This window comes from Catenibacterium sp. GCM10023432 (assembly GCF_042651925.1).
GTDB classification, from domain to species: domain Bacteria; phylum Bacillota_I; class Bacilli_A; order Erysipelotrichales; family Coprobacillaceae; genus Catenibacterium; species Catenibacterium mitsuoka.
In genome coordinates, this window is record NZ_JBHSEB010000075.1 from 1 (window position 1) to 19,688 (window position 19,688).

At 34.2% G+C, this 19,688-nt stretch carries 23 protein-coding genes; 20 read left to right on the forward strand and 3 right to left on the reverse strand.

Annotated features, from left to right (window positions below):
• The 8 genes from ACFOZZ_RS09580 to ACFOZZ_RS09615 all read left to right on the forward strand — a co-directional run.
• A partial coding sequence (locus tag ACFOZZ_RS09580; protein WP_376815136.1) for a hypothetical protein occupies positions 1–315 on the forward strand: 315 nt, incomplete at its 5' end.
• A gap of 353 nt (positions 316–668) precedes the next feature.
• Positions 669–974, forward strand: a complete 306-nt coding sequence (locus ACFOZZ_RS09585) for a type II toxin-antitoxin system RelB/DinJ family antitoxin (protein ID WP_278546789.1) — start codon at positions 669–671, stop codon at positions 972–974.
• Positions 971–1,309 carry a type II toxin-antitoxin system RelE/ParE family toxin gene (locus ACFOZZ_RS09590; RefSeq protein ID WP_006506564.1) on the forward strand — a complete coding sequence of 113 codons (339 nt, stop codon included), beginning with the start codon at positions 971–973 and terminating at the stop codon, positions 1,307–1,309. Before ACFOZZ_RS09585 ends, ACFOZZ_RS09590 begins: the two co-directional genes overlap by 4 nt.
• Positions 1,310–1,509: 200 nt before the next feature.
• On the forward strand, positions 1,510–2,652 hold the full coding sequence (locus ACFOZZ_RS09595) for an exonuclease SbcCD subunit D (protein WP_376815137.1): 1,143 nt from the start codon (positions 1,510–1,512) through the stop codon (positions 2,650–2,652).
• Position 2,653: 1 nt separating this feature from the next.
• Complete coding sequence (locus ACFOZZ_RS09600) at positions 2,654–5,809, forward strand: AAA family ATPase (RefSeq protein ID WP_376815138.1); 3,156 nt, start codon at positions 2,654–2,656, stop codon at positions 5,807–5,809.
• Between the two features lie 56 nt (positions 5,810–5,865).
• A complete protein-coding gene (locus ACFOZZ_RS09605; RefSeq protein WP_147556380.1) occupies positions 5,866–6,129 on the forward strand; it encodes a DUF1292 domain-containing protein in 264 nt (87 codons plus the stop codon).
• A gap of 164 nt (positions 6,130–6,293) precedes the next feature.
• Positions 6,294–6,458 (forward strand): hypothetical protein, encoded by a 165-nt coding sequence (locus tag ACFOZZ_RS09610; RefSeq protein ID WP_187114807.1) that lies wholly within the window; start codon positions 6,294–6,296, stop codon positions 6,456–6,458.
• Positions 6,459–6,568: 110 nt separating this feature from the next.
• Positions 6,569–7,306 carry a tubulin-like doman-containing protein gene (locus tag ACFOZZ_RS09615; protein ID WP_376815139.1) on the forward strand — a complete coding sequence of 246 codons (738 nt, stop codon included), beginning with the start codon at positions 6,569–6,571 and terminating at the stop codon, positions 7,304–7,306.
• Here ACFOZZ_RS09615 and ACFOZZ_RS09620 read toward each other — a convergent pair.
• Positions 7,298–7,894: a LexA family protein gene (locus ACFOZZ_RS09620; RefSeq protein ID WP_055288971.1), complete on the reverse strand. Its 597-nt coding sequence runs from the start codon at positions 7,892–7,894 to the stop codon at positions 7,298–7,300. The genes ACFOZZ_RS09615 and ACFOZZ_RS09620 overlap by 9 nt on opposite strands.
• A gap of 155 nt (positions 7,895–8,049) precedes the next feature.
• Here ACFOZZ_RS09620 and ACFOZZ_RS09625 point away from each other — a divergent pair, with 155 nt between their 5' ends.
• The 7 genes from ACFOZZ_RS09625 (at position 8,050) to ACFOZZ_RS09655 (ending at position 14,691) form a co-directional block, all read left to right on the forward strand.
• A complete protein-coding gene (locus tag ACFOZZ_RS09625; RefSeq protein WP_278779728.1) occupies positions 8,050–9,306 on the forward strand; it encodes a DNA repair protein in 1,257 nt (418 codons plus the stop codon).
• A complete protein-coding gene (locus ACFOZZ_RS09630; protein ID WP_055235205.1) occupies positions 9,299–9,601 on the forward strand; it encodes a YolD-like family protein in 303 nt (100 codons plus the stop codon). Before ACFOZZ_RS09625 ends, ACFOZZ_RS09630 begins: the two co-directional genes overlap by 8 nt.
• A 91-nt stretch (positions 9,602–9,692) precedes the next feature.
• Complete coding sequence (locus ACFOZZ_RS09635) at positions 9,693–10,016, forward strand: DUF1828 domain-containing protein (RefSeq protein ID WP_147556381.1); 324 nt, start codon at positions 9,693–9,695, stop codon at positions 10,014–10,016.
• 90 nt (positions 10,017–10,106) lie between these two features.
• The gene (locus ACFOZZ_RS09640) at positions 10,107–10,805 is read left to right on the forward strand and encodes a Panacea domain-containing protein (protein ID WP_050772184.1); all 699 of its coding nucleotides are present in this window, start codon (positions 10,107–10,109) and stop codon (positions 10,803–10,805) included.
• A 1-nt stretch (position 10,806) separates the two neighbouring features.
• Complete coding sequence (locus tag ACFOZZ_RS09645) at positions 10,807–11,082, forward strand: hypothetical protein (protein WP_215656329.1); 276 nt, start codon at positions 10,807–10,809, stop codon at positions 11,080–11,082.
• 118 nt (positions 11,083–11,200) lie between these two features.
• On the forward strand, positions 11,201–12,505 hold the full coding sequence (locus tag ACFOZZ_RS09650) for an alpha-amylase family glycosyl hydrolase (RefSeq protein WP_320803517.1): 1,305 nt from the start codon (positions 11,201–11,203) through the stop codon (positions 12,503–12,505).
• 35 nt (positions 12,506–12,540) lie between these two features.
• Positions 12,541–14,691, forward strand: a complete 2,151-nt coding sequence (locus ACFOZZ_RS09655; protein WP_376815140.1) for a Tex family protein — start codon at positions 12,541–12,543, stop codon at positions 14,689–14,691.
• A gap of 26 nt (positions 14,692–14,717) precedes the next feature.
• On the opposite strand, the gene ACFOZZ_RS09660 is transcribed toward ACFOZZ_RS09655, so the two are convergent.
• Positions 14,718–16,265, reverse strand: a complete 1,548-nt coding sequence (locus ACFOZZ_RS09660) for an ABC1 kinase family protein (protein WP_376815141.1) — start codon at positions 16,263–16,265, stop codon at positions 14,718–14,720.
• The gene (locus ACFOZZ_RS09665) at positions 16,249–16,509 is read right to left on the reverse strand and encodes a hypothetical protein (protein WP_055234701.1); all 261 of its coding nucleotides are present in this window, start codon (positions 16,507–16,509) and stop codon (positions 16,249–16,251) included. The genes ACFOZZ_RS09660 and ACFOZZ_RS09665 overlap by 17 nt, the downstream gene beginning before the upstream one ends.
• A gap of 113 nt (positions 16,510–16,622) precedes the next feature.
• Between ACFOZZ_RS09665 and murI the strand changes: the two genes are divergently transcribed.
• The 5 genes from murI (at position 16,623) to ACFOZZ_RS09690 (ending at position 19,674) form a co-directional block, all read left to right on the forward strand.
• Positions 16,623–17,390, forward strand: a complete 768-nt coding sequence (gene murI, locus ACFOZZ_RS09670; RefSeq protein WP_376815142.1) for a glutamate racemase — start codon at positions 16,623–16,625, stop codon at positions 17,388–17,390.
• 36 nt (positions 17,391–17,426) lie between these two features.
• Positions 17,427–17,753 (forward strand): hypothetical protein, encoded by a 327-nt coding sequence (locus ACFOZZ_RS09675; RefSeq protein ID WP_279147964.1) that lies wholly within the window; start codon positions 17,427–17,429, stop codon positions 17,751–17,753.
• A gap of 55 nt (positions 17,754–17,808) precedes the next feature.
• Positions 17,809–17,964: a hypothetical protein gene (locus tag ACFOZZ_RS09680; protein ID WP_376815188.1), complete on the forward strand. Its 156-nt coding sequence runs from the start codon at positions 17,809–17,811 to the stop codon at positions 17,962–17,964.
• Between the two features lie 16 nt (positions 17,965–17,980).
• Entirely contained in the window at positions 17,981–19,060 is a 1,080-nt protein-coding gene (locus ACFOZZ_RS09685; RefSeq protein ID WP_376815186.1) for an RNA-guided endonuclease InsQ/TnpB family protein, read from the forward strand.
• A gap of 113 nt (positions 19,061–19,173) precedes the next feature.
• Positions 19,174–19,674, forward strand: a complete 501-nt coding sequence (locus tag ACFOZZ_RS09690) for an N-acetyltransferase (protein WP_376815143.1) — start codon at positions 19,174–19,176, stop codon at positions 19,672–19,674.
• Positions 19,675–19,688 lie beyond the last annotated feature (14 nt).

A 19,688-nucleotide genomic window follows, 5' to 3' on the forward strand; every position in this document is an offset into this window, starting at 1 on the left:
AAACCCTGTAAAACAGGGTCACGAAATAAGGTCTCTTTTTTATCGTGTCCATTTTACAGGGTCCATTTTAAAGCAGTTGGTTCTTTATTTCTTGTATCTGATATTATTCGTACTCTTATTGGTATAGGTATAGCTCTATTTGGCTGTGTAGGTATCATGGAAGGTGATTATCTATTTGCAGCTAGTATAATTCTATTTGGATTATCGTTAATCCCGTATTGGTATAAGAAAGCATCTAACAAATTTATTTCGATTATCCTACCTGTATTGTTTGTACTTATGGGTTTTGTAGTATTATTGTTTACAGTAGATTGACAGGAGAAGTTCTTCTGTTTTTTTATGTAAAGATACGGCATTTGAATGAGTGATTTTGGATTGGAGAAGGTATAAGATATATAGCAAGCTTCTTTTCCTAAGTCTATACAAAGGAGGTAAAATATGCGTTTTTGTAGTCAAATAGCAGATAAAGAATCTGTATAAGAAAAATTATCATTCCATCGAGTAATGAAAGTAGGAGTAGTTCACTTCAAGAACATGTTTTTTTTCACAAAAGAGAAGATTAAATTCCATTAAATATTTCAAATTGTGAAAAATGATATTAATTGCTTGCGTATGATTGCAGATGATATGATTTGATGATAATATACTGTTAAAGGAGAGTGATATATATGGCAAATACAACAGCTGTTTACGCTCGTATTGATACAGGGCTAAAAGAAAATGCTGAAGAGATTCTTTCTCAGTTAGGCATTACGCCATCTAGTGCAATTCAGATGCTGTATAGTCAGATTGTATTAACCAGAGGTCTACCGCTTGACCTGCATTTACCTCCTACTAATCCAACTGCAATTGGTGGTATGAGTAGAGAAGAACTTGATGCAGAGTTAAGAAAAGGTGTTGAGTCATTAAAATCGGCAAAAACCTATACGGCAGATGAGGTTGATGCAGAATTGGCTAAGGAATTTGGCATATGAATGACAGGTATTCTGTAATCTATAATGAGGAAGCACGAAAAGATATTAAAGAGATTTATACTTATATTGCTTTTAAGTTAATGGTTCCTATTACTGCCGAGGACCAGATAAACAGAATTAGAAAATTGATCCATTCTCTTGACTGCATGCCTTCAAGATACCCAATTGTTGAATGGGAACCATGGAAGAGTTATGGAATGCATAGAGCACAGGTGAATCATTATGTTGTCTATTACGAAGTAGATGATAGTCAGATGGAAGTCATAATTATCAGAATATTCTATGATGGGCAAGATGTAGAAGGTATTACGTCACATATTAGTACTGATAATTGAATATTTAAGGAACAGTCATGATGATAGTGCTGTTCCTTTTATATTTTAGGATAGAAAACTCTAAACATATGCAAAATCTATTCTAAAATATATTTTTTTAACACCTTTTTAAAGGCATTATAAAACCTCTATTCAAGACATAAGTTGAATAGATAATGTATAATAGACATATCTTTGATACATAGAAAGGACGAATAATAATGAGATTATTTCATTTATCTGATTTTCATATTGGCTTAAAGCTGATGAATAGAGATTTAACTGAAGATCAACAATACATACTTGATAAAATTGTACGTTATGCAAAAGAAAGACAACCGGATGCAATTATGATTGCAGGAGATATTTATGATAAGGCTGTTCCTAGTGCTGAAGCAGTGAGTTTATTTGACGCTTTTGTAACTTCTTTAAAGGAAGCTGTGCCTGAATGTACGATTATGATGATTTCTGGTAATCATGACAGCGCACCTAGAATAGATTGTTTTAGACAGGTTCTACTTAAACAGAACCTCTATATGGTAGGTAACCCTCCTGAAAAAGAAGAAGATCATATTGAAAGAATTACTTTAAATGACAATTATGGTCCTGTTCATTTCTACCTTCTTCCTTTTGTGAAGCCATCCATGGTTAAAAACATTATCGGTACTAACGATGGAAGAAATTATTCTTATAATGAAACACTTAAAAAATTAATAGAAAGAGAAGAAATAAATACAGAGGATAGAAATGTATTGATTTCTCATCAGTTCTATTTACCTGTTAATAAGAAAGCAGAAGATATAGAACGTGCAGATTCTGAAATACGTACTGCAGGTAATATTGATGAAGTGAGTGGAGAAGTTTTACTTCCTTTTGATTATGCGGCATTAGGGCATATTCATAAGCCTATGAAGGTAGGAAGTGACTTGTATCGTTATTGTGGGACACCTCTCGCTTATTCTATGAGTGAGGCAGGACAGGATAAAGGTATTATTGAAATAGAAATGAAAGAGAAGGGGGGTGTTGAAACACAGGTTCTTCCTTTAAAACCACTCCATGAATTAAGAATTATTGAAGGGGAATTAAAGGATGTATTAGAACAGTCATGTGATGATTTTGTGAGAGTAGTACTTACAGATAAACAGGACCTCAATGTCTTTGAAATGCAGGAGAAGTTAAAGAACGCCTTTCCTCGATTATTAGAAATTAGAAGAGAAAATATAAGAAAGAATAACTATCAGGCAGTTGTAAAGAAGGATGTCAAAATGGATCCATTTTCTTTATGTGCTGATTTCTTAAATGGTGTTGATGAAGAAGAAAAAGAACTTCTAGAAGATATTATCAACCATGTGAAGGGAGTATAATATGAAGCCTATTAAACTTGTAATGGAAGCTTTTGGTTCCTATGCATCTAAAACTATTATTGACTTTAGTGAACCAAACCAGAACTTATTCTTAATTACTGGAGATACTGGTGCAGGTAAAACGACAATCTTTGATGCAATTGTATTTGCTTTATATGGTGAAAGCAGTTCGACTCTTAATAAAAAGACAGGAACTCTTTTGCAGAGCCAATTTGCCTCATTAGATGTCAAACCCTATGTAGAACTTACTTTCTCTCAAGGATATGGTGATGATGAAAAGATTTATACGATTCATCGTATTCCTCAGCATTATACTTATTATAAAGCAGGGGCTAAAAGGGGCTTGAGAAAAGAGAAAGCAGAGTCTGGAAGTATCGCATTAATGATGCCAGATGGGTCTGAGTATCCGCAGAAGGAAGCCAATAAGAAGATTATTGATATTGTTCATTTGACTAAGGAACAGTTCATGCAGGTCGCAATGATTGCTCAGGGTGAGTTCATGGATGTATTACGTAAGACATCAAATGAAAAGAAGGAAATCTTTAGAAAACTTTTCCATACAGAAATCTATAATGATATTGTAGAAGAACTCAATCAACGTAGAAAAGAGACTGAAAAGAGTATTGGTGATATTAAGACTCGATGTATGAGTGAAGCAGGACATTTAAACGTTGATGAAGAACATGAACAATTGGTATTCTATATTGAAGCAATTAAAAGAGGAGAAATCAGTTACTTAGATGAACTTGTACAAGAATTAGAAGTTTATTGTAAGATTCAGGAAGAAAAACTGAATGAACAGAAACAATCTTTAAATAAAACTGAAAAATTAAAGGAAGAGAAGAAGTTTCAGTTAGATAAGGGAAGAGAACTGATTAATGCTTATTCTAATTTAGAAGAAGCCAGTAAACAGTTAACTGCTTTAGTTGCTCATAAAGAAGTAATTGAAAATAACTATAAGATGGCGTCAACAATTGATCATGCTTATAAGATCAAACAGGCATATGATGCTTATGTAGACGCTGATAAGCAATTGAAATTAACGCAAAGTAAACTCGATGAAGAGTTAAAAAGGGAGCCTGAACTGCGTTCAAAGTATGAAGAACTAAAAGAAAAGGATAATCGTGCTGATATAAAACACGAAGAATTTGTTAGATATTGTACACAAGAAACGGATAAAGCGAAGAAAGATTTAGATAATAGAAAAATATTAAGCAATAAAGAAAAAGAAATATCTGATATCAATAAGCGTACAGATGATTCTATTGAACAGCTGAATCATATAAAGAATTCTAAGGAATCATTAGTTAAGAAGCAGGAAGAAGGCAAAAAAGAATTAGACACTTTAAAAGATGTTGATACAGAAGCCGTTGTATTAGAGTCACAGCGTAAAGATTTCAAACTGAAGGTGGAATCTTATAATCAGCTAGTCAAAGATTTCAACAATATTCAAATTAAAGAAAAAGAATTGGTCACTACGCAGCATAACTATGCACGTTTAAGTGAAAACTATGGAAAGAAGAATCATATATATGAAGAGGCAAATAAGATCTTCCTAGATGCACAGGCAGGTATATTGGCTTCTACTCTTGTAGAAGGGACTCCATGTCCTGTGTGTGGTTCTATCCATCATCCATCTCCTGCCTGCTTAAAAGAAGGTAAGGTACCAACCAAAGAAGAATTAAAAGATTTAAGAGAGACAAAAGATCAGGCGCTCATCTTAATGCAGAAAGAAAGTGCTAAGTCTTCTTCTTTAAAGACAACATTGGATGATATGAAAACAAAATATGATCTAGATTTAAGCAAGCTTGGTGAGATACTTGAATGTGATAATGATCTAGAATTATTTGAAAAGACATTGGTGAATGAAAAACAGATATTACAACAACAGGCTGATCATTTAAGAGATAAGAAAGAACGTTTCAATGAATTAAATACACTTCTTGAAAGTATTGATATAGAGTTGAAACAATATGAAGAGAAGGAAACTGCAATCACTGAGGCGATTCATCAATATGAAGTCAAGAAAGCTTCTCTTGATACAACTATTTCGCAATTAAAGAATCAGTTAAGCTATGCATCATTAGAAGAAGCACAGAAGGCTTTAGATATACTTATAAAGGATCAAGAGACAGAAGATATTGCCTATAAGTTATTTAAACAGAAAGTGAGTGCTTCTCAAACAGCCTATGATAAGTGTCATACATTGATCAATACTTACAATGACTCTATTCCTTTGTTAAAAGAAAGAGTTGAACAGGCAGATAACCATTATTCTCATCTAGTCGAAGAACTTCAGTGTGATGACTGGCAGAATATTATTTCAAAGTATCAGGAAAAAGATATTCAGCAGTTTAATGAACAGTATATTAGCTATACAAGAAAGCTTTCTGAATATACTTCTAAGAAGGAGACAATTGAAAAAGGAATTAATGGACAGCTATGTCCTGAACTTACTGTATTAGAAAATGAATACAATCAGACAATGGACACTTATAAAAATCAAGTGGGTGTTGTACAGGTATTAGAACATAATTATACAAATAACAACGAATCATTAAATACCTTAGATGATATAGCCACTCATGCAAAAAAGCTGATTCATAAGAATCATCAATTGACAACTTTATATAATCAGCTTTCAGGTAATGTATCGGGGTCTAGAATGGATTTAGAAACCTACGTTCAAAGAACATATCTAGAGCGTATTCTTGTTGAAGCCAACAGACGTTTCTATGATATGTCTGCTGGGCAGTATGAATTACATTTAAAGAATATTGAACAGGCAGGAGAAGGTAAAAACAAGGGTCTAGACTTAATGGTTTATTCTTTTGTGACTGATTCTGAAAGAGAAATTAATACATTGTCTGGTGGAGAATCATTCATGGCTGCACTTTCTTTAGCTTTAGGTATGGCAGATGAGATTAAGGAAAGTGCTGCAGGTATTGATTTAGATATCATGTTTATTGATGAAGGTTTTGGCTCTCTTGACGATCATTCAAGAGATGAAGCTGTTAAAGTACTAATGGATATGTCAGAAGGAACTAAGCTAATTGGTATTATTTCTCACGTATCAGAATTAAAACAGGAAATAGAAGATCAATTAGTTGTCTCAAAAGATGACAATGGTTCCCATGTAAAATGGCAGATCAGCTAAAAAAGATTGTCGTATGATATACACTTATGGCATAATGAGTGTGCGAGGTAAATACAATGAAAAATATTATTACACTAAAAGATGCATCGGGTACAGATATTGAATTCAAGATGCTTGATCAATTCACTTATGAAGAACGTACATATGTCGTCCTTATGCCACATAATGAATCTACAACTCAGGTCTCTATCTATGAAGTAGTGCCTACTAAAGATGAGGGCGTAGATGGCTTATTAGGTATCACACCGGAATTGACTAATGTTCTCTTTGAAGTATTCAAAGAAAGAAACAAAGACAAATTTAATTTTGTAGAAGAATAGGCGATTGCCTATTCTTTTTTTCTGGAAGTCATTATTTGTGCATGATATTTCTAATTGTATATATAAACAGAATATAAATAAAAAATAGTTATATTTGGTTGTTGTAATATATAATTGTTACTGTATAATAGAGTATGGCATTGAAAGAGGGGAAGCATTATCTTATGAAAGAAGAGAAAAAGACAAATGCTGATTATAATGGGGAAGATAATCAGTTCAAATGCCAGAAGAAATTCTCCAATATACATATGATGAGAAATGGCTATCAGTATTCTGATCGTTATCTTGTCATCAAGGCATCTCATTATATGCAAAAAAGGAAGCTGTAAGGTTCTTAATTGAGCCTTACAGCTTCTTCTATTTTTCATTGTAATGTGTATAAAATATGTTAGAATAGTGAAGGTTGAATTATTTGTGGTAAGAAATGGAGGATAATTTTATGGGGCTACAATCTAGTAGAAACATGAATCTCGCAGATCCTATTATTATTGCAGGATTAGGAGGACTTGGTGGCGGTGTCATTGATTCCTTAAAAGGTAAAATAAAAAATGATTATGATGATATAAATAGAGTAGAAATGAGAATTGTGGATATGACTTCTCATGTCAAGAAAACACATATAACAAATGATGAAATCATTATCCTAGATCCTCGTGGAACAGATTGTGACAGAACACTCGGACAGAGCATCTTTAGAGATGAAAAGGTGTATGAAGGTATTAGAAGTGAATTTAAGACACTTATTGAGAAGATGATCTCTATTGCTGGAGAAGAACATATTAATGTATTGATCGCATCTGGTATTGTTGGTGGTACTGGTGGAGGTATCTTTGTTGATTTCACTTATATGATTCATGATTTATTTAGGGAATGTCATCATAAGAACTATAGTATTTGTGCTTATATGTTTGATGCTGAAAGCAGGGATGATCAGGATGAAAAGAATCAACAAATGAAGCTGAATGGTCAGAAAGCTTTAAAAGAATTACAACATAATATGAATATTACTACGCAGGAACATCTTTATCATGCAACAATCGGACAACGAGAAATCACTTGCAGAAAGACATTATTTGAAGAATATAAACACATTTCTTTTTGTCTAGGTGATGATGATAAATTGGATGACTTAAAAAAGCGTATGAGTACATTAATGATTGAAGAATTCTTATACTAAATCAGAACGACTATATAATGCTTTTCCAATAATTTCTACAGGAAGACTTTCTACTTCTTCCTTAGAATAATAACGTGCATCTACAGAAGGGTTAGCTGGCTGTAAAATCAGTAACCCTTCTTTTTTTATAACCTTTTTTACAGTCACTTCACTACGTCCTATTAAGACGACCGCAATTGTCCCACTTGGTACATCCTGACATTTCTTGACATACAAAAGATCACCATCATGAATATGTGCACCCGACATAGAATCTCCCACGACACGTAAAAAGAAATCACCACGATAATAATCATCCTGCGTGACCTGTTCATAGCCTTCAAAGTTTTCATCAATAAGCAAGTCATAACCTGCTTTAACTTCTCCTAGCACGGGCTTTTCAAAACGTTCTTCATTATTAATAAGTGATTCTACATCAGCGCCTAATATAAAAGAGAGTTTTTCTATGACTTCAGGATTGGTTACTTTTGTATCTCCTTTTAACCATCTAGTAACAGTTGAACGATTTACGCCTAACTGCTTTGCAATATACTCATTCGATACCCCCATCTTTTCCTTATACTTTTTTAGATAATCTTTAAAATTCATTGAATCCACCTCTTTTTAGGTATTATACAATAAATTACATTTTGGTGCAATGAAATGCGTCACTCAATGTATGTACATCATCAATATGGTGCAAAACATATTGAAATATGCACCACCGCTTATTATAATAGTGATAACAGGAAGGAGAGAGAATGATGAATAAAGTATATCTATGTATTGATTTGAAAACTTTCTTTGCATCTGTAGAATGTAGTGAAAGACATCTTGATCCCTTTAAGACAAATCTTGTTGTTGCGGATCCAACAAGAGGTAATGGTGCTTTGTGTCTCGCAATTACACCAAAGATGAAAAGCATGGGGATTCATAATCGTTGTCGTATATTTGAGATTCCTAAAGGGGTTGAGTACATCACTGCCATGCCTCGTATGCATCTCTATATGGAATATTCAGCACGTATTTATCGTATTTATTGTCGTTTTGTCTCACCTGATGATATTCATGTCTATTCTATTGATGAATGTTTTATTGATATTTCGTCTTATATGCATCTTTATCATAAGAGTGCGAAAGAGTTTGCGAAAATGTTGATGAAAGCAGTATTTGACGAGACGCATATTACTGCGACTTGTGGTATAGGAACCAATCTCTATCTTGCGAAAGTCGCCCTTGATATTATTTCTAAGCATACGAAAGAGAATATCGGCATACTTGATGAAGAGCGTTATCAGAAATACTTATGGCATCATTTGCCAATTACTGATTTCTGGCATATGGGAAGTGGGACAGCCAATCATCTATTAAGACTAGGCGTGGTGGATATGCATGGTATTACACAGATTCCTGAAGAGGTGCTCTATAAGGAATTTGGGATTAATGCTGAATATATAATTGATCATGCCTGGGGACGAGAACCTGCTACAATTGCTTCTATTAAGAAATATCGTCCTAAGAATGAATCAGTCAATAATTCACAGGTTCTCTTTTCTGATTATGAATATGAGGATGCATTACTTGTTGTGAAAGAGATGGTTGAATTGAATGTTTTAAGACTTGTTGAATCACATCTTGTCACAAATCATATTAGTCTTTATATCGGTTATTCACGTACAGATGGCGGGGGATGGGCAGGAGGTTCAAGGAAGTTAACTGTTTGTACGAATTCCTTGAATATTCTTATGGATGAATTCATCTCTCTTTATCATCTAAAAGTCAAGAAGGGTAGAATGATCAGACAGATTTCTATTTCTTTTGGAGATGTTTTAGATGAGTGCTATGAATCCTATGATTTATTTAGTGATGTAGAGGCATTAGAGGAAGAAAAGAAGCTGCAGAGAGCGATTGTCTCTATTCGTCATAAGTATGGGAAGAATGCAATATTAAAGCTTATGAATAAACAGGAAAAAGCGACTACAGAGAAGAGAAATACATTAATAGGAGGTCATAATGCCTAAGAAGGTGGATCGTGCACGCTTGTTTTTAAGTTTTGATGCACTTAAAGGATTTAAAGAACTGCTTGTAGAAGATACATCTATTCCAAGAAAAGAACTATGCGAAGATCAATGTTATGAATTGGATTGGAAGATTCATCAGTTAAAGGAAGGTGATCAAGTAGAGGTCATCTATTATACTGGTTCATCCTATTCAAAAATCACAGGAATTGTACAATCTATCAACCTCACTCATCACTATATCTATATAAATAATCATAAAATACAGCTAATGAATATCTGTTCATTAGAACTATAATGTGTTCTTTTTTCATGCCCAATCTTTTGCCACACCTTTCTTTATTAAAAGTTGTACAGATATAATAGGTACAGAAGAGGAAGTGAGGCGTGTGCTGAATTATCAAAAATTGTTGATGCCTTATAAGAATTTTAAAGGGGATTATATTATCGTTTATGTATTTTCACATAATCGGTCTTATAAACTTTCTGATCAGGCATCTACTATCGCAAATATTGCGGGTGCATATCAGTTGGACGCTGATATGAAGGAGAAGATTGCTGCTATCTGTTATATGCATGATGCAAAGATCAGTAACAATGAAATCATTATGATGATTGATGATGATGAGCTTTATACAAAGCTCAATGAGTATGGGAAAATGTTATTGGAAATAGAAAATCTATTCACACATGGAAGTGCATATTCACAATGATATGCACTTTCTTTATTTATTCGAGGAATATGATAGATATTTTTAAAAAGTCTATCATATGCTATAATGGATGTGAAGAAGGTGAATAAGATGTGTAAAACTACACTACAAGAAGAAATAGAAGCTTTGATGTCTCTTTATCATCTAGGAAAAGCACCCTTATCTTATGCTTTAGGCTTTGGTGAAGTCACTATTACACGTTATTTGCAGGGAAGTACACCACATCCTGATTATGCACAAGTTATTCACAGTGCGCTATGTGATATTGATTATATGATGGATTTAGTCAATAGGAACCATGAAAAGATGGGACCTGCCTTTAAGAAGGCAATCAATCGCTGCCTGGAACTTAAATCACAATTCTCCTGTTCAAAAGAGATTCTAGAAGTCATCTCATATCTTTTTTATAAATTAGAAGAATTGACCCCTATGCAGTTAGAATCCTATCTTTATTTTATTCAGGCTTATTCTTATCCTGAACCTCTTTTTCATGAACATTGTGAAGCATGGAAGCAGGGAGTGATTTATCCTGATGTCTATCATCTATTCTCTACATTCCCATTCAAGGTTCAGGATGATGTACGTTATAAGATCATTGAAGATGCTTATCATCATCTTGATGATTCAAAGAAACAATTCATTGATGATATTCTCAATACATTCTCTCGTTATCCTTTAAAGACACTTGTCACACTCGCAAAAACAGGTCCATGGAAGAATAACTACCAGGAAGATAAAGTAACAGTCATTCCGCAACAGGATATACAGAACTATTTCAAGAGGAACTAATATGGAACAATTATATACACTACTCAAGAATTCCATCAATGAAGAAATGGGGTGGATGATTGATCATATATATGAGGATTATAAAGATACAGAAGATATTCTTGGTTTTGCATTAAGCTGTGAGAAGATCTTACGTCTTTATTATGGGGCAGACATTCATGAACAGATTAGAGATCTGCTTATTTATGTTTTCTATGTTTACTTAGATTATGATGAAGACAAGATAGAATTACTCTTAGGCGAATATGATCCTGAACATAATCGATATATACAATGATGCATTTAGTGATAATACAAATATTATGGATATATAGAAAATGGCATTACTAATAATATAAATGAATTGGATAATACTTTAAAATGAAGTATAATAGAAAAGAAAGGAAGTGTTAATTGTGTGGTATCAAGAAACAGTATTTTATCAAATCTGCCCACTAGGATTTTGTGGTGCGCCTGAAAAAAATGACGATATCCAGGCTCATCGTATTTTAAAAATCAAGGAGTTTGTACCATATCTCGAAGAATTAGGAATAGGTGCTGTGTATTTCAATCCTGTATTCAACAGTGATTCACATGGCTATGATACGCGTGACTATAATCTCATCGATACGCGTTTAGGTACAAATGAAGACTTTGAAGAAGTATGTAAAACACTCCATGAACATGGTATTAAGGTCGTGTTGGATGGTGTATTCAACCATGTTGGAAGAGGCTTCTTTGCGTTTAGGGATGTCCAGGAAAAAGGACCTTCAAGCCAATATGCTAACTGGTTCCATATCAACTTTGATGGAGATTCAAGCTATGGTGATGGATTCTGGTATGAAGGATGGGAAGGTCATTATGAGCTTGTTAAATTAAATCTAGATAATCCTGATGTTCAGCATTATTTACTTGATGCAGTCGATTACTGGATCAGATGCTTTGATATTGATGGCTTAAGACTAGATGTTGCTTATTCATTACCTAGATGGTTTATGGCAATGTTATCAGATCATTGTAAGAGTCAGAAACAGGATTTCTTTATGTTAGGAGAAGTTTTAGGTGATAATGCAGGTTATATGTATACAGAAGCTAAATTAGATGCGATTACTGATTATCCATCATATAAAGCTTTCTGGTCTTCATTCAATTCTCTTAATATGTTTGAATATGCTCATACACTAAAGAGAAATGCGATGGATATGTATAGAGGAAGAGACTTGCTTACATTTGTAGATAACCATGATGTGAATAGAATATCTAGTACTCTTACTGATGAAAGAAAACTACCATTAGTGTTTGGCTTACTCATGGCAGTTCCTGGTATTCCATGTATTTATTATGGTTCTGAATGGGGTATTAAGGGTGAAAAGATTCAAGGAGTGACTGATGCACCACTTCGTCCAGAACTTGATGCACCTGCACCAAATGATTTATCCGATTTAGTTTCTAAATATATTCATATGCGTAGAGGACATAAAGCACTCTCTATGGGAGATTATAAGGATCTTGTATTGACTAATAAACAATATGTATTAGAAAGAAACTATGAAGGAGAAAAGATTGTGGTCGCATTAAATATTGATGATGCACCTTATACAATCTATCCACCTATTGAACATGGTTCTTATCAGGATCTTATGAGTGGAGAAATGGTGGATTATAACGAACAATTAGAATTACCGCCACTTTCAATCACATATTTATATAAGCATGCATAAGGCTGAGCAATCAGCCTTTTATAAAGGAGAAAAAAATGCAGGAAGATATTATACTTAAAATCTCAGAACAATTAAATATTAAGACAGACCAGATACGAAATACATTAAAGTTATTAGAAGATGGCTGTACAGTTCCTTTTATTGCTCGTTATCGTAAGGAACTCACTCATGGATTAGATGAAGAACAGATCCGTGTGATCCAGGAACAATATGACTATCAGGTCAATCTTAAAAAGAGAAAAGAAGAAGTTCTTGCAAGAATAGAAACACTTGGACATTTAAATGATGATATTGTGAGGATGGTTGAAGCTTGTACACGTTTATCACAGGTAGAAGATATTTATCGTCCATATAAGCAGAAAAAGAAAACAAGAGCGAGTGTAGCCATTGCAGCAGGACTAGAGCCTTTATCTAAAACACTTCTTTCTTTACCACGTACATTTAATGAAAAAGATATAGATGCCTATTTGAATGATACAATCACTTCTAGAGAAAAGGCACTTCAGGGTGCTAAGGATATCATTGCGGAAAAGATTTCTAATGATATGACAGTACGTAATAAGATTGTTGATTCTATGATGCATTATGGACGACTTGTCACATCTAAAAAGAAGAACGCAGTTGATGAAAAGATGACCTATAAGATGTATTATGACTATTCTGAAAATGTCTCACGTATTGCGACACATCGTATTATGGCTATCGATAGAGGAGAAAAAGAAAAAATCCTCAATGTCTCTATTAGTATCAATGAAGACTATATCAAAACATTTGTCGCAAGACGTTATATTAAGAATCCTAAGAGCCCAACAGCAAAATATGTAGATGAAGCCATTGATGATGGCTTAAAGCGTCTCGCTTATCCATCACTAGAAAGATTAGTGAGAAATACTCTTACTGAAAAAGCACAGGATGCAAGTATTGATGTCTTCTCTGATAATCTAGGCAAGCTTCTCTTGCAGGCACCGATGAAAAATAAGAGAATCTTAGGCTTTGACCCAGCTTTTCGTACAGGATGTAAACTTGCAGTTATTGATGAATCAGGTAAGAAACTTACAGTCGATGTTGTCTACCCACATCCTCCAGTCGCAAAGGTGAAGGAATCAGAAAAGAAACTTGTAGACTTATGTCAGAAGTATGATGTTAACCTGATTGCGATTGGGAATGGAACAGCCAGTCGTGAAAGTGAAGCATTTGTCGCAAATACTATTAAGAAATATCACTTACCTGTGAGCTACACAATAGTCAGTGAAGCAGGGGCGAGTGTTTATAGTGCTTCAAAACTAGCGATAGAAGAATTCCCAGATCTTCATGTTGAACAAAGAAGTGCTATCTCTATCGCAAGAAGACTACTTGATCCTTTATCAGAACTTATCAAAATCGATCCTCAGTCTATTGGAGTAGGGCAGTACCAGCATGACCTTCCTGCTACACAACTTAAAGAAAGACTTGATTTCGTTGTAGAAAAAGCAGTTAACTTAGTTGGTGTAAATATCAATACAGCCAGTCCAACACTTCTAAAAAATGTATCTGGACTTAATGCGGCAACAGCCAATAGTATTGTCGCTTATCGTGAAGAAAATGGTAAGATCATGAGTCGTAAAGAAATGAAGAAGATTCCTAAAATTGGACCTAAGGCTTTCCAGCAGGCAGCCGGATTCTTAAGAATAGAAGAGGGCAGTGAACCACTAGATCGTACGAATATCCATCCAGAATCTTATGATGCGACAAAAGCAATCTTAAAGGCATTAAACTTGACTACAAAAGATTTAGGTACAGATAGCTGTAAGAAGGCTGTCTCACAGGCTAATATCGCAACCCTTAAAGAACTTACAGGACTTGATGACTATACACTTAAAGATATCCTAGACTCTATTATGAGACCTTTAAGAGACTATCGTGATGATTATGATGGACCAATCTTAAGACAGGATATCTTGACTTTAGAAGATCTTCATGTGCACGATAAGCTAGAAGGTACAGTCCGCAATGTCGTAGACTTCGGTGCCTTTGTAGATATTGGATTACATGAAGATGGACTTGTCCATATCTCTAAAATGAGTAAAAACCGTATTAAACACCCAAGTGATGTTGTCTCTGTAGGAGATATCGTAACGACATGGGTAGATACAATTGATGAACAAAGACATAAAGTTCAATTAACTATGATTGATCCCAACAAATAGAAAAAGATGATTCCAAAAAAACGGAATCATCTTTTTAGCTTCCATAGGTGAAAGAATACATCTATACCAAGTAACATAGAAATAGTAAATAATACAATAGACATATAATAAGACTCAGTCAATACACCACATAACATACATATACAGCTAAATACTGTTTTTATAATGATTGAGAACTGCTTCTTTTGATAAGTTGTTCTATTGTAATCATCACTCTCAGTCACATTGACATGTAACTGACCATTCTTACTCATCTTGATTAAATCATAGACAATCTGAGGTAATGCATAGCTTTTCTTTAGTGTCTTATAAAGATCATGACCTATTTTTAATCCTTGATCCTTATAATCCAACTCTTTTAGTACTGTATTACGCTTATGATTAATTAATATATCAATGAGATTAGAAGAAGGACTGATCTTCTCTAAAGTACCCTCAAGTGTCACTAAACAACGACACAGTAAAGTGAGTTCTGTTGGTATCGCAATATCATTACTTGTCACAATATCAAAACATTTCTGGATTAATTCAGAGAAGTTATAATCAGATAAGCTCTTTGCCTTATATTCACTTACAATTGAATTTAATTGTTGTAGTAATTGTGTTTCATCTATCTCATGATCAGGTGTTACTAACATCAGGAAGGCTTCTTCTAGATCATAAATATCATCTTCAATGAGTGCCTGTAAAGCAAGCGATAAGATATGCTGAGTAAAGGATGATACAGTTCCCATCATGCCAAAATCTATCCAGGCAATTTGACCTTCATCTATTAAGATATTGCCAGGATGAGGGTCTGCATGAAAGAATCCATCATCTAGAATCTGTTTACAACAGTTATCGGCCATCTTCAAGGCAATCTCATCTAAGTCATATCCTTCATACTTTAATCTCTTTATTGCATCAATAGGAATACCATCAATATAAGAATAAACAAGCAAATGATTGGTTGTATATTCATTATAGACATGAGGTGCTTTAATATAACGTATATCTTTTTGATTATTCGCAAAGACATTCATATTATTCGCTTCGTTTAAAAAGTTCATCTCTGTCTGGCTTGTACGCCATAATTCATCAATAATAGAACGATAATCAATCAGATCACCTGTTCCCGTCACCATCTTCAACAAGCGAGGAAACTTATGCATAATACGTACATCAGCTTCCATGATTTCATGAATATGAGGTCTTTGAACCTTTAATACAACTGTATCACCATTTAATAAATGTCCTAAATGAACCTGCGCAATAGACGCACATCCAATAGGCTTTTCCTCTATATCCTTAAATACATTCTCTATTGGCTGTCCTAGTTCTTCTTCAATAATACTACGAATAGTAGAAAAACTAAGAGGCGCAATAGACGCTCTTAGTTTTTCAAACTCTTTACAGTATTCGAGAGGTATTAAATCACTACGCATTGACATGATCTGTCCTAATTTGACATAAGTAGGGCCAAGCTCTTCAATCATCTCTCTAGCCTTAATAGGAGTCAGACCATTTTTAATATCATGTTTCTTGATAATAGAGAGTATTTCTCTCATACGTTTAATATTACTGATTTTCTTCATGATCTAATGCATCAAGCTTCTGGCGCAAAGCATTACGTTCTTCTTCAGTCATGTTTTCTACATGTTCTAACAAGTCTTCACGTGCTTTTCTTTTTAATTCTTCATTCATTGCACGTCCTTTATTGATGGTATCCTGGCCTTTTTTCGCAAGACTATCTGTTAAATCTTTAGAACGATCAGCCACCTCAGCAGCTGCACCAATACCTACAAGTACTGTCTTTTTCAACAATTCACTCATAGACATATAAATACCTCCTTTCAAATACTATTTTATCACAACTAAAACCAGTGGTTAAGTAATATAGACCTTGAAAGAATAATTGTGCTATAATGAAAAAACGAAAGGGAGTTATCAGTATGAAGAAAGAAGAATATATAGGTGTATTTGATTCAGGTGTTGGAGGAGTGAGTGTCTTACAGGCTATTCATGAAATGATGCCAGGAGAGAATCTTTATTTCTTTGGTGATTCACTTAATGCACCTTACGGGGAGAAAACATTAGAAGATGTCCAGAAGCTTACTCTTAATGCGATAGAGAACATGAATAAGAAGAAGCATTTAAAGGCCATTGTGATTGCCTGCAATACAGCAACAAGTGCTGCTGTGACATTATTAAGAGAAAAATATACAGATATTCCTGTCATTGGTATAGAACCTGCATTAAAACCGGCAGCTTTATCTAAGAAGAACAGCTGTATTCTTGTAATGGCAACAGCCAATACATTACGTTTAGATAAGTTTCATCAATTAGCTGAAAGATATGATAAATCAGCCACTATTATTCCAGTTCCATGTTATGGACTTGCTAAACGTATTGAACAGGGAAATTTAGATCAACCAGATCTCATTGAGTTACTTACAGATTTAATAGGTCCTTATAAAGGTAAAGTAGATAGTGTCGTACTAGGATGTACACATTATCCATTTGTGAAAGATCAAATAGCGACAGTTTTAGGTGATATTCCAATGTTTGATGGAGCCTATGGAACAAGTAAACATCTTTATAATTGTTTAAAGGAATGTGATTGTTTGAATGACCAGAAAGAAGGAGATATCCTCTATGGTTCATCCAAGAAAGATGAAATTCCTATTTATAAAACATTTATGAATACACCAATCGCATAACAAGCCATTCACATGGCTTTTTTACTAGGAGAATGTATGAACTATATTATTATTAATAAAGACAACATAGACACAGAACATATATGCTGTGCCATGTCTAATAAGAAGAGTCTTCAAAAGAAAGAATGGTTAAAAGAAAGATTTGATGAAGGTTTAGTATTTTATCGCAGTGAAGAAAGAGGTAAATGCTTTATTGAATATATTCCTGATGAATATGCCTGGATACCTCTTAATTCTCATGACTATATGTATATCAATTGTTTATCAAAAAAATGGCAGAAAAACCTTCACCTCAATATAGAATATAGGTGGGGGATGAATGCCGTTAATGCATCTGATAGAGAAATTTGGAGTAAGAAATAGTATAATACATATAGGAAACTTCTTTTCCTAAATCTACAGAAAGGAGGCTAAATATATGTATCTTACAGTCAAGCAGCAGGTAAAGCATCTGTCCAAGGAAGACTATCATTCCATCAAGGAATTATGTCATATTGCAAAGAATCTTACTAATCAGGCAATCTATAACATCAGACAGCACTACTTTTACAGAAGGCAAATATCTCAATTATGAAAAGAACTATGCACTTCTGAAGTCGTCTGATAACTATAGAACGCTTAATTCCAATATGGCACAGCAGATACTGAAGGAAGTAGATGGTTCATTTAAATCATTCTTTGGTCTTCTTAAAAAGGCAAAGCAGGGAAAGCATGCACTTAAGGACTGCAGACTTCCACGCTATCTTCCAAAGGATGGATATACTACACTCGTCATTGGATTTGTAAGACTTAAAGGGAATAAGCTCATACTTCCATATTCAAACAGCTTCAGAAAGACACATAAGGCTGTTGAGATTACTATTCCACCTATACTGCTTGATAAGAAAGTGAAGGAAATACGTATCATACCAAAGGCAGATGCCAGGTTCTTTGAAATTCAGTATACCTATGAAGCTGAATGCATTCAAAGGAATCTCAATACAACAAATGCACTGGCATTAGATCTAGGTATCAATAATCTTGTCACTGGAGTATCAAGTAAAGGTGAAACATTCATCATCGATGGAAGAAGACTGAAGTCCATTAATCAGTGGTTCAACAAGAAAAATGCAAGATTACAGTCCATCAAGGATAAGCAGCATTTTGGAAAGAAGACAACCAACAGACAGAAGGCATTAGCACGCAGACGTAACAATAGAATAAATGACTACATGAACAAGACTGCACGCATTGTGATTGATTACTGTATCAATCATGATATTGGAACTCTTGTTGTGGGCTATAATGAAACATTTCAGAAGGATTCCAATATAGGCAGAAGAAACAATCAGACCTTCGTCAATATTCCATACGGAAAGCTGAGAGACAAGCTTGAATATCTCTGTAAGCTGAATGGCATCATACTTGTAATGCAGGAGGAATCCTATACATCAAAAGCAAGCTTCTGGGATAAGGATGTCATACCAGTCTATAAGAGTGATGATACTGAAGAATACCATTTCAGTGGAAAGAGAATACATCGTGGACAGTATAGAACAGCCAGTGGACAAGTTCTGAATGCAGATGTAAATGGTGCATTAAATATCATGCGTAAAAGTAGCGTTGTGGATGTAAACATCCTATACAGTAGAGGCGAAGTGGACACGCCTATAAGAATAAGGATTGCCTAGCAATAGGTGGAGACTTAAATATCAATCTTCTTAAACGGATGCGTAAGCATCCTAGAAGCCTTGACTTCAAATACGGAGTATTAAGTCGAGGTAGTTCACGGGTTTCAGGTTCGATGAAGGGACATGGCTATTCAAGTGAGTTATTAAACTATTGTCTAGAAGATGCACGTCAAAAAGGTTATAAAGGCGTTTGTATTCTATCGTCCAAAGGACGTAAGAAGGAGTTCCTTTCTGATTATAAATATTTGACACATAAAGGGTTTAAGATAGCCGATGAATCAGATAATGGTATTATACTTATGTATCTTCCATTCACTGAAGGTAATCCACCACAATTTAAAGAATGTGCCAAACATCCGCATATCAATGAACAGGGCTTTGTATTATATTATACAGATCAATGTCCTTTTACAGACTATTGGGTACCATGCATAGAAGAAATGGCAAAAGAATACAACATTCCTTTAAAAACGATTCATATCACAACACGTGAACAAGCACAGAGCCTTCCTTCACCTGTTTCTACCTATGCATTATTTAAAGATGGAGAGTTTTTAACTCAAGGAATCCTCAATGAAAAGAAATTTTTGAAATATGCAGGAATAGATATTTAATAACATATTTTCCC